General features: G+C 46.3%; 13 protein-coding genes. 6 read left to right on the forward strand and 7 right to left on the reverse strand.

Features of this window, described 5'->3' with window-relative positions:
• A partial coding sequence (locus tag QUA03_RS03395; RefSeq protein WP_333209662.1) for a cadherin-like domain-containing protein occupies positions 1 to 1,610 on the forward strand: 1,610 nt, incomplete at its 5' end.
• 518 nt (positions 1,611 to 2,128) lie between these two features.
• On the opposite strand, the gene QUA03_RS03400 is transcribed toward QUA03_RS03395, so the two are convergent.
• Positions 2,129 to 2,602, reverse strand: a complete 474-nt coding sequence (locus QUA03_RS03400) for a hypothetical protein (RefSeq protein ID WP_333209665.1) — start codon at positions 2,600 to 2,602, stop codon at positions 2,129 to 2,131.
• 177 nt (positions 2,603 to 2,779) lie between these two features.
• Here QUA03_RS03400 and QUA03_RS03405 point away from each other — a divergent pair, with 177 nt between their 5' ends.
• Positions 2,780 to 3,166, forward strand: coding sequence for a transcriptional regulator (locus QUA03_RS03405; RefSeq protein ID WP_333209667.1), 387 nt, complete (start codon positions 2,780 to 2,782; stop codon positions 3,164 to 3,166).
• 16 nt (positions 3,167 to 3,182) lie between these two features.
• Here the strand turns inward: QUA03_RS03405 and coaBC are convergent, their stop codons facing one another.
• The 5 genes from coaBC to QUA03_RS03430 all read right to left on the reverse strand — a co-directional run bounded on the left by coaBC (position 3,183) and on the right by QUA03_RS03430 (position 10,348).
• Positions 3,183 to 4,382 (reverse strand): bifunctional phosphopantothenoylcysteine decarboxylase/phosphopantothenate--cysteine ligase CoaBC, encoded by a 1,200-nt coding sequence (coaBC, locus tag QUA03_RS03410; RefSeq protein ID WP_333209669.1) that lies wholly within the window; start codon positions 4,380 to 4,382, stop codon positions 3,183 to 3,185.
• Between the two features lie 144 nt (positions 4,383 to 4,526).
• The gene (gene isiD, locus QUA03_RS03415; RefSeq protein WP_106150386.1) at positions 4,527 to 4,739 is read right to left on the reverse strand and encodes a protein IsiD; all 213 of its coding nucleotides are present in this window, start codon (positions 4,737 to 4,739) and stop codon (positions 4,527 to 4,529) included.
• Positions 4,740 to 4,784: 45 nt separating this feature from the next.
• Positions 4,785 to 5,408 (reverse strand): alpha/beta hydrolase, encoded by a 624-nt coding sequence (locus QUA03_RS03420; RefSeq protein ID WP_333209671.1) that lies wholly within the window; start codon positions 5,406 to 5,408, stop codon positions 4,785 to 4,787.
• A gap of 565 nt (positions 5,409 to 5,973) precedes the next feature.
• Positions 5,974 to 8,061: a CHASE domain-containing protein gene (locus QUA03_RS03425; RefSeq protein WP_333209673.1), complete on the reverse strand. Its 2,088-nt coding sequence runs from the start codon at positions 8,059 to 8,061 to the stop codon at positions 5,974 to 5,976.
• A 376-nt stretch (positions 8,062 to 8,437) separates the two neighbouring features.
• A complete protein-coding gene (locus tag QUA03_RS03430; protein WP_333209674.1) occupies positions 8,438 to 10,348 on the reverse strand; it encodes an ATP-binding protein in 1,911 nt (636 codons plus the stop codon).
• A 389-nt stretch (positions 10,349 to 10,737) separates the two neighbouring features.
• Here QUA03_RS03430 and QUA03_RS03435 point away from each other — a divergent pair, with 389 nt between their 5' ends.
• A complete protein-coding gene (locus QUA03_RS03435; RefSeq protein WP_015175364.1) occupies positions 10,738 to 10,935 on the forward strand; it encodes a hypothetical protein in 198 nt (65 codons plus the stop codon).
• Between the two features lie 344 nt (positions 10,936 to 11,279).
• On the forward strand, positions 11,280 to 12,125 hold the full coding sequence (locus tag QUA03_RS03440) for a cyanophycinase (RefSeq protein ID WP_333209676.1): 846 nt from the start codon (positions 11,280 to 11,282) through the stop codon (positions 12,123 to 12,125).
• Positions 12,126 to 12,289: 164 nt separating this feature from the next.
• Here QUA03_RS03440 and QUA03_RS03445 read toward each other — a convergent pair whose 3' ends face one another.
• Positions 12,290 to 12,538, reverse strand: coding sequence for a hypothetical protein (locus tag QUA03_RS03445; protein ID WP_333209677.1), 249 nt, complete (start codon positions 12,536 to 12,538; stop codon positions 12,290 to 12,292).
• Between the two features lie 719 nt (positions 12,539 to 13,257).
• Here QUA03_RS03445 and QUA03_RS03450 point away from each other — a divergent pair.
• Both QUA03_RS03450 and QUA03_RS03455 read left to right on the forward strand, forming a co-directional pair.
• Positions 13,258 to 13,401 (forward strand): hypothetical protein, encoded by a 144-nt coding sequence (locus QUA03_RS03450; protein ID WP_333209679.1) that lies wholly within the window; start codon positions 13,258 to 13,260, stop codon positions 13,399 to 13,401.
• Between the two features lie 237 nt (positions 13,402 to 13,638).
• Positions 13,639 to 13,920, forward strand: coding sequence for an alpha amylase C-terminal domain-containing protein (locus QUA03_RS03455; protein WP_333209681.1), 282 nt, complete (start codon positions 13,639 to 13,641; stop codon positions 13,918 to 13,920).
• Positions 13,921 to 13,931 lie beyond the last annotated feature (11 nt).

Below are 13,931 nucleotides of genomic sequence, written 5' to 3' on the forward strand. Positions count from 1 at the left end.
GCAACAGTGGCTTTGGTGCGGGCCTCAACCTGTCCACGCTCAACGGCAGCAACGGCTTTGCGATTAACGGCATCGCGGCCTTTGACCTATCAGGGTCGTCGGTCAGCAGCGCCGGGGACGTCAACGGCGATGGCTTTGATGACCTGATTATCGGGGCAGTGTATGCCGACCCCAACGGCATCAGTTATGCAGGGCAAAGTTATGTGGTGTTTGGCAGCAACAGTGGCTTTGGTGCGGGCCTCAACCTGTCCACGCTCAACGGCAGCAACGGCTTTGCGATTAACGGCATCGCGAGGGCTGACCAATCAGGCTGGTCGGTCAGCAGCGCCGGGGACGTCAACGGCGATGGCTTTGATGACCTGATTATCGGGGCACGCTTTGCCTCCCCCAACGGCATCAACAGTGCAGGCTCCAGTTATGTAGTGTTTGGCAGCAACAGTGGCTTTGGTGCGGGCCTCAACCTGTCAACGCTCAATGGCAGCAACGGCTTTACGATTAACGGCATCGCCGCGGTTGACCAATTAGGCTGGTCGGTCAGCAGCGCCGGGGATGTCAACGGCGATGGCTTTGATGACCTGATTATCGGGGCACGCTTTGCCGACCCCAACGGCATCTACGGTGCAGGATCTAGTTATGTAGTGTTTGGCAGCAACAGTGGCTTTGGTGCCAGCTTCAACCTGTCAACGCTCAACGGCAGCAACGGCTTTGCGATTAACGGCATCGCGGCGAATGACTGGTCAGGCTCGTCGGTCAGCAGCGCCGGGGACGTCAACGGCGATGGCTTTGATGACCTGATTATCGGGGCACGCCTTGCCGACCCCAACGGCATCCGTGATGCAGGGCAAAGTTATGTGGTGTTTGGTCAGGGAACGACTCCCACCAATCAACCCCCCGTGGCTAACGCCGACATCGCTACCACGGCTCAAAATACTGCCGTCACCATTGCGGCTTCAACTCTGTTAGCCAACGACACCGATCCCAATGGCGATACCCTCAGCCTGACGGGGGTCAGTAATCCTGTCAATGGCAGCGTTACCTTCTCTAATGGCAATGTCATCTTCACCCCCAGCACTAACTTCACGGGTAACGCCAGCTTTGACTACAGCATCAGCGATGGCAAGGGCGGCACCAGCAGCGCGAATGTCAGTGTCGCCGTCGGCGGTACTCAAATGGGTGGCAGCGGCAAGGACACTCTCACGGGTACAGCAGGGAACGACTCGCTCAACGGCGGCAACGGTAACGACAGCCTCATCGGTAATGCCGGAAACGACAGCTTGATTGGCGGCAATGGCACTGACTTCCTAGTCGGGAGTGCGGGCAACGACTTACTCAATGGTGACAATGGCGATGACACCTTGAGGGGTGGACTGGGTACCGACACCTTGACCGGTGGCAACGGCAAGGATATCTTCGTGTTTGCCGCCATCGAGGGCATCGATACGATTAGTGACTTCAAGTTGGGTACCGACAAAATCGGTCTGACTGGGGGTTTAACGTTTGGGAATCTGTCGTTCTCCGGGAATCAGATTCTTATGGGTAGTGAGGTTTTAGCCGTCCTGACTGGGGTGAATACTAATACTCTGACTGCCTCGACTTTCGTCGCAATCTAGAACCGCGCACTGGCTGAGTGCGACGGGTCAGCAGTGCTTGTGGCTGACCCGTCCCCGCGCTACTTTTTGTCTCGACTAAAGAGTCGCTCAATTCAAGGCAAAACATCTCTCATGAAAAGCTCAAACCAGGTGAAAGTGAGAGGAAATCAAGGCAGCTCAGGCGAACCCAGAGCTTGCCTTTTCCTCGGATAGGCTGCCTTAAACCTAATACCGGAATCGCCGCTGGAATCAAGCGTTTTTAACAATCGATTCTCATCGATATATACCTAGTGGCAATCGCGCCATTGAGAAGAGGGCAGAGAATCTCAAAACACGTCCACTAATACAACCAAAGTGCATCAAAGGACAACTCTATTCAATCAATCAGCCGTGCATCAAAATAACGATTGAGAATGCACCGATGCTGCAATTTGTCAGCCGTTATTTGCGCCCGTATTTAACTTACTGCTCCGAGTTCCGGTATTCCCTAAAACCTAGGGGCTGCGGTCAACAAAATCTAAATTCCGCCAGCACAAACTTTACTTTTTAGGCCGCTGCTGCTGGTAAACGCTGACAACTTTCTCGGCAAAAGTAGCAGTTGCCCCACTTTTGCAAGCTGCCGATTCCCCAGTCATCCACCAGCAAGCGGCGCGGCGTACAGCGGTTAATTCATTGTTGCTGCTAGCTTTGTATTCGTCGCGCAGCAAATCGCCCACGATACAGGTAACAATTGATTTGGCTTTTGTCGCGTCTGCCTCAAATTGTTGCGGTGTTAAATCTTGTTTGGTACAGAATTTTGCCCAGCGGGAAATATTATTGGGTAAAACTTGCCACTGACTGTACATTCCGTCATTTGCAGTTTGAGGCGGGGCGGCTTGTCGCAGCGCTTCTACGAGGGCGGAAACTTGCGCGTCGGTGACTGCTTGCGCTGTGGCTGGAAGTGATTGCAATCCGAGGCTAATTATCAGGCTGCCGAATAGTAGATTGGTTTTTGCGATCGATTTAAAATTCATTCACAATGCCCTGTTTGATTTAAACTTTGTTTCCTCAAACAAGGTTTACTATTTTGTCGCTGGAATACCTCTATCTTAAGTATGATTTGCTTGTTGAATGGACTGTCGATCGCACTTACGAGAGAAATTGCCGATCGACTGCGATAAAATGATGGAAGTAGAACCCTAGGAAATTCAATGAAAATGCCTACCAGCGATAGCTACCGCGACTCCCTAATTGAATCTCTCAAAGATGCCGAACACGCTGCTGGTTTTATCGGGGCTATCTTGGAAGAAAAAGACCCTGAACCAGCACTTTTGAGAAATGCCATCAGAAAGGTGATTGAGGCTCGAATCACGATGAATGGTCTTTCGGAGTCAGCAAAACAGAATCACGAAAAACTCGACAAGATGCTGACTGAAAGCGGCGGTTCGGAAATTTACAGCTTTGTAGAATTGCTCGAAGCATTAGGATTTAAACTAGAAATTACTGTCGCAGAGACTGAGTTGTCGGCTGACTCGGAATCAACGGATTTTGGGGAATCAGAATTATCGCCCGAACCAGTAGTAATTAATCCCAGTTAATGAGTAAATCGCGCCCTCACCCTTTCATCACAAAATCTAACAATCGGTGAGCCATTTCTAGCTTGCTGCAAGGTGCTATTTCTACTTGCTTTCCGGCGGCATTAATTAATATTGCTTGATTTGTATTGCTGCCAAAACCGGCACCTATTCGATCGATCGGGTTTGCGGCAATTACATCTAGTTTCTTCGCCCGCAATTTCTCCACAGCAGGCTTGACAATATCTCCAGTTTGTGCTGCAAACCCGATTAATTTTTGGTGCGGCTGTTTTAATTTTCCCAACTCTGCCACAATATCCGCTACAGGTGCCAAAGGCAAACAATTCGGGAGCGATCGCTTCGCCAATTTCTCACTACTGTACTCAGCCGGCTTCACATCGGCTACCGCCGCCGCCATCACCGTCCAATCCGCCTCGTGAAAGCATTGCAGCATCGCCTGCCGCATTTCTTGTGCACTCGTAACTGCGATCGCCCGCACACCTGACAGCGGCAACTCGCCAGTTATACTGTGTACCAGCGTCACTGTCGCGCCCCGATGCTGTGCAGCTTGCGCCAAAGCTATGCCCATTTTGCCCGTGGAAGGATTGCCAATAAACCGCACCGGATCGAGGTGTTCGCGCGTTCCTCCCGCACTGATCAACACCCTAATGCCCGCTAAATCTCGATCGCCCTTCGCATACAACAGCGATTCAATATGAGGCAAAATCTCATAAGGTTCTGCCATGCGGCCGACACCCGCGCGATCGCACGCCAGCATTCCCGCCCCCGGATTCGCAGCATGATAGCGCCGATAACTCAATATTTCCCGCCAATTCCGCTGCACCGTCGGCTGTTCCCACATATCCGTATTCATCGCCGGTGCCAGCAAAATTGGGCAACTAGAAGCTAAGACAGTATTAGTCAGCAAATTATCAGCAAAACCCCCCGCCAACTTAGCCAAAGTATTAGCTGTCAAAGGAGCAATCACAAAAACTTCCGCCCATTCTCCCAGTTGAATATGCAGGGGACGCCCGTGACTTGCTTGCCAAAAATCTTTGTCAGTAAAAGCAGGATGGCGGCAGAGAGTAGCAAAAGTCAAAGGCGTTACAAACTCCCCAGCCGCATCAGTAAGAATAGCTTTAACTTCCGCTCCAGCTTTCGCTAAAGTTGAAACTACTTCGCAAACTTTGTAAGCCGCAATCCCGCCACTAACCCCGATTAAAATTCGTCTGCCTTTCATGTAATTTTTTAATAAAAAAGAATCAAGAAAGAAATTAAGATAAAAACAGACTAAAATCCCTCACTCATCTGTTTAATCTGCAACAAAATATGCTGCTAACTTCTTCCTCAATCCCGTAGAAAATTTTGAGCTAGATTTTTAAGTCTATGCTTCGTCGTAGGCTTCCATATCCAGAAGGTGGAGATAAGGTTCAACCATCTCTGGCCGCTGAAAAGCAAGCGATCGCAACAAATGCCAATCATTCAATCCCTCAAAAGGATCTGTATAATCGTCAACTTCCAAACGGACAGCCAATTCCGCCACGTCCTGAGAAGTAAGTACAGCAATATCGCGCGATGCTTTGGTTAAAGTTTTCATTTTTTTCCCCTGCCCGAGACTTCCGCCATACTATATACTAAACCTTTAATCAGATTTCGACACAGTTTCTACAACAAAACTTCGCATTACATCTATAACTTCCGGCAGAATCTCGTGTCCCATGTTAAATTCTCGATACTGCACCGCAGCTCCCCAAGCCGTCAAACTCTCGCGCGATCGCACAGCAGCACTAACAGGCACAATAGTATCTTGAGTACCGTGTACGATTAAAACAGGTGGCAAAACACTCCCCGCAACTGGCGAAATCTGGTGTAAATAACCGCTCAGACAAATTAAACCAGCTAGGGGCAAAGTCAATCCCACATCTAGAGTCATCGCTCCGCCTTGAGAAAAGCCACCTAAAATCGTGCGAGACAAAGGCACGCCCGTGCTGCCTTCCAAAGACAGCAAAAATTCCCTCAGCAATTGCCGGCTTTCTACCAATCCCTGAGCGTCTTTGCTTTGAAGGTTATACCACGCTTTGCCGCTTGTTACCTGGGGATGAGGAAATGGGGCATCGGGAAATATAAACTGATAATCCGGCAAATTGAAAAAGGGCGCTAAGGAAGTCAAATCCCGAGCATTAGCACCCCATCCATGCAAAGCGACAATCAAAGCGACAGGCTTGCGATCGGTTTTTGGCGGAATGCTAATAAATTGTAAAGACATCGTAGTTAGTAATTGGTAATCTGGCATCGCTACAATTATAAATTGTCACGACGGGTAAAACCCCAAATGTTTGTTTTGGGCGATATTTAACTATAAATTAAGACGAGCTTGGCAATAACTCTAACTCAGGACAGTTGACTGTTAATTGTAGGGTGCAACCTAAGCACCGCGAGCATCTTTCACAGGAATGCAAGCCAAATTCTCGCTAGGTATATATAGCCTAGTCTCATTAAGAGTGAGGTATGTCTGGTAATGGGTAATGGGTAATGAATAATGGCGCTACCCTGCTTTTGAACAGCAAGCTTTTTTATGATGACCTTTTTCCGGATTACCGATTACCGAACACCGAAAACCCACGCGCCCACGAACTTTTTTAAGAACTACTATGTCTCAATCGACTTCTCCGGTTCGCACTCCTAAAAACTATTTTAAAAAAAATCAACTTCTACCAATTTATTTACCTAATTTCACTTGATATTAGTTCTCAGAAAAGCTGCAACCGTAGAAGGCATCTAAACCATTCAACAGTAATTTATCCCCCATTCTAAAATCTAAAATCTAAAATCTAAAATCGATTGACACCTACCGCAGGTGAAACCTTAGAAACAGATTGCTCGAACTGTTGCCGCACCGGCACCTCAATCAAGAATTCAGTTCCCTCTCCCGGAGCCGATATGCACCTGAGCGAACCTTGATGTTTGTCTACTATTTGATAACCGATAGACAATCCCAAGCCAGTACCTTTACCTACAGGCTTGGTAGTAAAAAACGGATCAAACAAACGTTTTTTGACATTCTCTGTCATGCCCGTTCCATTGTCAGCGATCCGCACGCATACACAATTAGAACTTAAAAGTTCAGTGCGAATCCGAATAGTATGTAAAAATCCAAAATTGGAGGCGTTGTTTTTGAGATTTTTTTTACTTTCTGCATCAGATAAAACATCAATAGCATTGCTCAGAACATTCATAAATACCTGATTCAATTGTCCCGGCCAGCACTCTACTAATGGCAAATTCCCGTATTCTTTGATGATTTTAATGCCAGAAAAATCTGCTTTTGGTTTCAGCCGACTATCCAAAATCATCAAGGTGCTGTCAATGCCTTGGTGAATATCAACAGACTTCATTTCAGCTTCATCCAAGCGTGAAAAATTCCTCAGAGAAAGCACGATCTGGCTGATCCGTTCAGCTCCCAGATTCATAGATTGTAGGATTTTAGGCAAGTCTTCAATGATAAACTCCAAATCAATATCTTTTAATTTCGCTTGCACTTCGGGCGTTGGGTTCGGATATTGCTGCTGGTATATTTCCACAAGTTCCACCAAGTCTCGAGTATATGCGCCTGTATGGATCAGGTTGCCAGAGATGAAGTTGACAGGATTGTTAATTTCGTGGGCAACTCCAGCCACCAACTGCCCCAAGCTGGACATTTTTTCAGTTTGGATTAGTTGAAATTGAGCTTCCTGCAAATTTTTTAGTGCCGTTTCTAGTTCAGCGGTGCGCTGTTTTAGTTGAATTGTACGATCGTACACTTGCTGTTCTACTTTTGCAGTACGTTCTAGAGACATCAACAGGTAAATCGTCAAGCTGCCAGTCATCAATAGCCCGATCGCGCCAATTGCCAGCGAACCCTGATGCGTCCTCATACTGTTGTACCCCTTTCCAGGCAAAACTAGCAGCCTCCACTGGCGGTCTGCTACGTTAAATAGGCGAGTGCAAGCACTCGGATTTTGACAGATTTTTCCCCGCAAATTAGTTAACTCTGGCTTTTCGTGTTTGGGGTTATCTATCAACTGCTTAGCTTGTGAGTCGTAGCGCACCAGAAAGCGTTCTTTCTCTATAGCAGAGTTGTCATAGAGGTAAAAATTAATCTTGTCTAAATTTAGCGATTCTAAAGAGGAATCGACCATACTCGTGATCTGAAACAGACCCGCAATAACTCCCATGAGGTTTTGGCGGCCGTTAACGGAGTTATCAGCAGAAGTTGTACGGCGGTGTACTGGTAGAAATACTTGCAATCCCGGTTGATTGTTGCTGACTAATCTAATCCGCGCGGAAGCCGCTATTTTCCCGGTATTCACCGATTTTTCTAAAGCTGATTTGCGATCGGGGCTGGAGGCAACATCAAAACCGATCACTTTGTTATCTTCTTCTAATGCTTCTCTGTAAATAATGGGAAAGTATTCCGATCGCACTCTTGCTTTGACCTGCTTTTTATCAGGAGTTCGTTCGTAAATTTGAAATGTCGGAAAACCTTCGGCTCGAATTGTCCGTTCGTAAGCTGTTTTTTGGGCAGCCGGCACGCGCCGAATCCAATTAACAGAATGTATAGCAGCATTTCTGGAAAGTGCAGGTTGAGCGAATTCCTTAAAATCTTGTCTCGTAACTTCAGTAGATGCCCTGTAGAATCCTTCAAGTGAGTACAGAACTTCTAAATTTTTATTGATGCTTTGCTGCAATGTCACATTCAGGCGATCGGCTTGCTGATGAAATTCAGCTTGCATTCGTTGGTTTTCCGAATGCCACACAACGGCTGCGGCTGCCAATGACAAACTCGTCCCTGTGCAAAGAGTCAGCGCTGCTGGAATGTAGCGACGGTGCGACTGTAAACTTTCGGTCAGCGAATTAAACCAATTGCTCGCAACATTCATATTCCCACACCTTCTGCTACCGGAGTGCAATTCGTTTAAGGACTTGTGAAATTCCTTGATAACACGAAGGGCAGCGCAGAAACGAGATTGTCTAAAAACTTATGATCGCAGGAATAAGACTTACCCTGAGCAACTCAGTTTCTACGAAAATATTGGTCTGGTAACGAGAAAGTTGGGAAGAAACCGGCTTTTTACGAATAGTGTATCCACGACTGAGGAATTGTAACTAAGTGTAACTAAGTGTAACGAAGCCAGTTCCCATCTGGGCCCTCCCAAATTCTTTCCCCGGAAGAACCTGGGAACGAGAAAAAACCTTGATCTGGTGGGGCGGGTACTCAATACCCGCCCTACAAAGCCAACTTAAAGGTGGAACCGCTTACAAAACAGTCCCTATTTCCTTCAAATAAACCCGTGTAAACGGTTCATCATCCCCCAGAGTATACTGTTCGATCAACCCTTGGCGGCGAATAGAAATACTATTTCCTTCCCTCACCACAACAGTATCGTCATCAGTGCTTTCTCTAACCAACATCATCTCAGTTTCTCCCGGATTATCTAGCACCACCATATTGCTACCCCGATAAAACATTCCCTCAGCTTCCAAAATATCTTCGGGATATTCAGCAATTAACAAATCGAGCTTGGGATTCCGTAGCAAACTTTGCACGTTAAGATGGTAATTCTTATTCAAAACTTTTTCAGAACGGTTAACAAAAAGTCCACCGCGACAAACAGCACCGATTGTCCAATCGGGATGCTGCAACAGAATATGGTCGATGGTTTCTTGTAGGTCATGTACCGAAATCCTGTTGAAAGTTATAATCGGAATTCTGGCGGATTTGCCCGATTCAAAGAAAGTTTCGATAATATGCGAAGGCACATCAACTCCTTCGCCGACAGCGGGGTTGAGGTGCATAAAAATTCCCGGCGCGGCATTGATCTCGATAATACCAAAATTGCCTGTTTTCCAAGATTTGGCGAGAGTTTCTGTCATCACATCAATCCCCAAACAAGTTAACCGGAAATGTAGGGCGATATCTTGAGCCAAAACAATGTTATCCGGGTGAATAGTGCGGGTAGCGTCGATGCTGATGCCGCCTGCGGAAAGATTAGCGACTTTGCGTAGATACACAGTGCGATCGCTACTTGGCACACTATCCAATGACAGCCCTTGTTCTTCCAGATACATTTCCATCGCTTCGTCGGACTGAATTTTGCTCATGGCCGAAGTTGGCGTATCCAAACGTTCTGGTTTGCGGTTTTCACGGCGGATCAATTCGCGAATTGTTGAGTCGCCATCACCTGTTACGCAAGCGGGTCGGCGTTCAGTTGCAGAAACAAATTTGCCGTCAACGCACAGCAGCCTAAAATCCGATCCTTTGATGCTGTTTTCCACAATTACTCGCACCGGATCGGTTTCGGGAATAGCCTTAACTGCTCTTTTAAAAGCTGCCTGCAATTCCTCGGCATCCCGGACATCTGCTGTTACGCCAATTCCTTTATGACCGACTACTGGTTTGATAGCAACTGGGTAGCCAATTTCTCTAGCAACTGCCAGAGCTCCGTTTTCTGTGGAGACGATATCGCCTTTGGGAACAGGAAATCCTAATGTAGCGAGAAAAGCTTTACAATCGTCTTTGCGCGTGGTAAAATCTGAGTCTAAGTGGCTGTCAGAATCAAAGGTCGTTGCAGAGCCACGAACCAGTTTTTTGCCGTACCCATATTGCATTAGTCCTTCATCCCACAAATAAAATGCGGGAATGCCTTTTTGGGATGCCGATCGCATTAACGAATAAACTGTCGGGCCTCCGTAAACTGACTGCCGGAACATGTTTTGCAGCGCGCCAATTTGTGCTTCCAAGGGAAAGTCTTGATTTTGATTAATGGCTTCAAACCAATCCCAAACTGCGTAAACTACTGCTCTGGCAGTGCGGGCGTGAAGTGCTTCTATGCTGATTCTGTTAAACTGAGAAAACGGCTTGATGTTCCAGTGTTGAAAATGCAAACCCATGTCGAGTTTTGCTACTTCTGAGGCGGTACGGCCGAACAGTTGGGCATGGTTCAAGAAAGTTTCGTGCAGGAATTGCGGGTAGCGATCGCTAATAATTTCCTGGTAATGTGCGATCGGCAAAGGTTCGCTCGCGCCCGTCACCGCTAAATCAAAAACTAAAGCCGCGGTGTCTAAATAAGGATTGGGCCCGATATAGTGTTTGAAGTTGAAAACATCAAAAATATCGGTTTTTCGAGCATTGACGCGGGCTGTTTCAGTGGTTTTTTCTTGCAGCATTTTCTAACCTCCTTTGAGCTAATTTTTTACGGTAACTTTATAGTCGGTGCATGGGATACTACCTGCGGGCATAGATATTCCAGCAGTGAGATAAATACTCCCAGCAATTCTGCCTTCAGTATTGCCCGATAGGGGGAGTGGGAGAGTAGGGGAGATGGGGAGAGGGGGAGAGGGGGAGAGTGTGAGAGTGGGAAAATATTCCTTCTTCTTTCAACATCTAACTAAGCATAGATGACTAAGCATAGATAACTAAGCATAGATAACTAAGCACTTATGACTAACGACTACTTCTTTCCCCCCTTGCAAAAAAAAGCTATAACTTTTGAGAGGTACACTGTGTACTTATAATTGTTTATGACAGTGAAAGAAAATTTAAGAGGCAGCAAATTATGAAGATCGCACAAACTGCTCTCAGGGAAAAAGTTCACCACTTAGCTGAGGAAGCATTTCACCGGAAGCTAATTTCTGGCTACGGTGATGGTCAAAACAGCAACGAATATCAGATTGTCTGGAACGGCAAACCCAGACACCTACCTTTAGAACGGGCGAGTACCATATTGAGCAATTTGATCGAGCGATCGCACTAACGGGCGATCGGACTAATTGAGGACTTACGCTCATCAACCCGATTTCTACGAGCAATCAGAGGAGGATTAGCGAAGAATCGGATCAGAAACCGGATTGATCACCGCGCGCGCGTGGGCCCTGTAATTTAAGCTCATTTCTTGACCCCTCCTATCTCCTGTTAGGAGGGGTAAGTTTGTTTCGTGGATCGTCGAGGATGAGTAAACTCCCATATCACCCTTGCTGTGTGCGTTCTAGAGTGGTAGAAACCGGAGATTTTTTTGTATCTATATATACCTTTTGGCAGTTTTCGGAAAAAGGAATTTTGTGTTTTATTGAAATTTAATAAGTTAAAAGTGGAGATAATATGGCGAGCAACGAAAACCAGGGGAAGTTGCTAATTATTGGTGGTGCGGAAGACAAAGAGGGGGACTGCAAAATTCTGCGGGAATTCTTGCGCTGCGCCGGAGGCACTAAATCCCGCGTCGTAGTGATGACGGCTGCGACAAGCCTGCCGGGAGAAGTAGGAGATAATTACATCCGACTGTTTGAGCGACTTGGCGCTGAAGATGTGCGAGTTGTTGACACCCAGAAACCGGAAGATGCCAACAATCCAGAGTATTTAGAAGCGATCGAACAAGCGACCGGCATATTCTTTACCGGCGGAGATCAATCGCGGATTATTAGCTGCTTGAAAGACACCCAACTCGACGCAGCTATGCACAAACGCTTCTCTGAAGGGATCATCATTGGCGGCACCAGCGCCGGCGCGGCGATGATGCCAGACATGATGATTATTGAAGGAGACTCGGAGACAAATCCCCGCGTTGATGTGGTAGCAATGGGGCCGGGAATGGGTTTCCTTCCAGGAGTCGTCATCGACCAGCATTTCGCCCAGCGAGGTCGTCTGGGACGCTTAGTTTCCGCACTCTTGCTGCAACCTGCCGTGTTGGGATTTGGTATTGACGAAAATACAGCTATTTTAGTCCACGGTGACGAGTTGGAAGTTATTGGCGAAAACGCTGTAACTGTCATCGACTCGTCGGAACAACTCCACGACAATCTGGAGGGACTGTTAAAGGATGAGGCTTTAGCGATTTGCGGCGCCAAGTTGCACATCCTCCCCCACGGATATCGGTTTAACTTAAAAACTCACCAGCCCGTGCTCCATAACGTAGAAACTACAGCAGAGAGAGAAAGGGCGATCGCCTAATTTACTTGCAACTGGCACACATCTCAAAAGAAAGTATGTAGGGTGTACAGCGTACACCTTGCCAGTGCAACGAACTAGGATGGTTAAAAACCCAGTTTCTGCGTCCAGAGCCAATAAAAGAAGAGGTAAAATCCTCTTCTTTTATTGGTGCGGTTTCAGATTTTTTAAGCACTTTTCTGTTCGCCAAAAATCGACTGCTGCCCTTCTGCAGTCGATATTAAATTCCACCCTTGAACTCTCAGCTTCTGATAAGTTGCCCATCCCTTAGAACCGCCCGGTTCCCGGTAGTCGGGTACAGCGAACTGCGGAAAAGCTGTATAAGACCGCCACCCCTGACGGGCATCGGTGCGTAAGTGCAATATCTTTTCTCCCTTGCCTCCGAGTCTGGGCAACCAACACATTTGTTTTAGCATTTTTAACACTCCAGAGTATTACAGTAACGGTAATTCGCCAACATCCCCAATTAAACTTTTAGAGCTTTAGAGCCACTGCTCGGAATATCTAACGGGTAACAGGGACGAATGAGATTTTCACCAATTACCAATTACTGAGGTAGCAGCAGTCGTTAAAGCTGATTTCGGTTCTGCCAAGTTTGCCAGTCAAAAACTATAAAACAACTGCTGCCAAGACATAAGCAAAAATAATCATTGCTATTCTCGGCTCAAACTTGGCTTAAAGTCGATGGCGCGAAAATCCAGTTGAATAAAGCATTCATTCTTGTGGTTTTCCTTGCCTTATAATTACAATCACATCCTCGCTATTTCCGCCTAAAATGACATCTTTCTACAGTATTAGCTCTGTTAGCGAAAAAATGTTCCTTTAGTTACAAATATTAAACTCTGACCACGATTTATTTAGTTATCAAAAGTTAAATTACTTTTCATAAACAGCCCTTAATATTTTTTAGTTACTTTAACTACATTTTTGATTGATTTAAATCTGGCCTCCGGCTGCTTAGTGGCGCACCTTACTCAATCGCTAGGGTGTCTACTACTAAACCCTCCGGGTGCGCCTATAAGTACCTAACAACATAAGAGTTACAGGTGTAAATCTTAAGAACGATGGCGACAGATTTACCAAATTGTAAAAATCAATACTAATCACACTTATAAGTTCTGCAAACCAGATATTCATGGCCGCTGCAATTGAATTCAAACTCTTCGCTCCCAACAACAAAGCAGCTACACTGCTCGGCTCTTTTTCCCAATGGGAAAAAAAATTATTAGAAAAAGATGACAGAGGTTATTTCCGCACTAAAATTCAGGGCGTTGCTTAATCAGGGTATGAAAAAAATAAGTTTAAAATCCCGAAGCTTTGTAGATACTGGTTTCTATGACTTGCATATTTAGCCTTTCATACCGTAAATCAGCAACGCCCGGTTTTGTTAGTCACAGTAGTAGGAATACCGATGCTGTGGATGGGCGAAGAGTTTGGACAATCCACTCGGCTAACTCCCAACCAGTCGAATAAACTGCAATGGTTCTTGTTGAAAAATTAGCCAAATTATGAGTTCTTGGAATACTACAAACACGTGATTCGGCTGCGGGAAAAAGTTCCGGCACTTTATACCCAAAATATTGATATTTATCACGAAAATTCCGAAGCCAAAGTGCTGGCTTACTACCGCTGGAGCGATGAGGAAATGCGAGCAGTAGTTGTCGCTAATTATTCGGATACTTATCTATCTGGTAACAGCATTCCTAAGTTTCCGGCTGCAGGAAGTTGGCACGAGTGGATGTATAACAAAATAGTAGAAGTTGGGGAAGAAGAGTTTAAGTTTGATTTGCCGGAATGATCAGCACAATT

The organism is Microcoleus sp. S36b_A4, from assembly GCF_036700645.1.
GTDB lineage: Bacteria > Cyanobacteriota > Cyanobacteriia > Cyanobacteriales > Microcoleaceae > Microcoleus.

Bases quoted from the DNA above. Each gene is read 5' to 3' on its own strand.
- QUA03_RS03400 (WP_333209665.1), bottom strand. From the start codon at position 2,602: ATGAATTTTAAATCGATCGCAAAAACCAATCTACTATTCGGCAGCCTG.
- QUA03_RS03405 (WP_333209667.1), top strand. From the start codon at position 2,780: ATGAAAATGCCTACCAGCGATAGCTACCGCGACTCCCTAATTGAATCT.
- coaBC (WP_333209669.1), bottom strand. From the start codon at position 4,382: ATGAAAGGCAGACGAATTTTAATCGGGGTTAGTGGCGGGATTGCGGCT.
- isiD (WP_106150386.1), bottom strand. From the start codon at position 4,739: ATGAAAACTTTAACCAAAGCATCGCGCGATATTGCTGTACTTACTTCT.
- QUA03_RS03420 (WP_333209671.1), bottom strand. From the start codon at position 5,408: ATGTCTTTACAATTTATTAGCATTCCGCCAAAAACCGATCGCAAGCCT.
- QUA03_RS03425 (WP_333209673.1), bottom strand. From the start codon at position 8,061: ATGAATGTTGCGAGCAATTGGTTTAATTCGCTGACCGAAAGTTTACAG.
- QUA03_RS03430 (WP_333209674.1), bottom strand. From the start codon at position 10,348: ATGCTGCAAGAAAAAACCACTGAAACAGCCCGCGTCAATGCTCGAAAA.
- QUA03_RS03435 (WP_015175364.1), top strand. From the start codon at position 10,738: ATGAAGATCGCACAAACTGCTCTCAGGGAAAAAGTTCACCACTTAGCT.
- QUA03_RS03440 (WP_333209676.1), top strand. From the start codon at position 11,280: ATGGCGAGCAACGAAAACCAGGGGAAGTTGCTAATTATTGGTGGTGCG.
- QUA03_RS03445 (WP_333209677.1), bottom strand. From the start codon at position 12,538: ATGCTAAAACAAATGTGTTGGTTGCCCAGACTCGGAGGCAAGGGAGAA.
- QUA03_RS03450 (WP_333209679.1), top strand. From the start codon at position 13,258: ATGGCCGCTGCAATTGAATTCAAACTCTTCGCTCCCAACAACAAAGCA.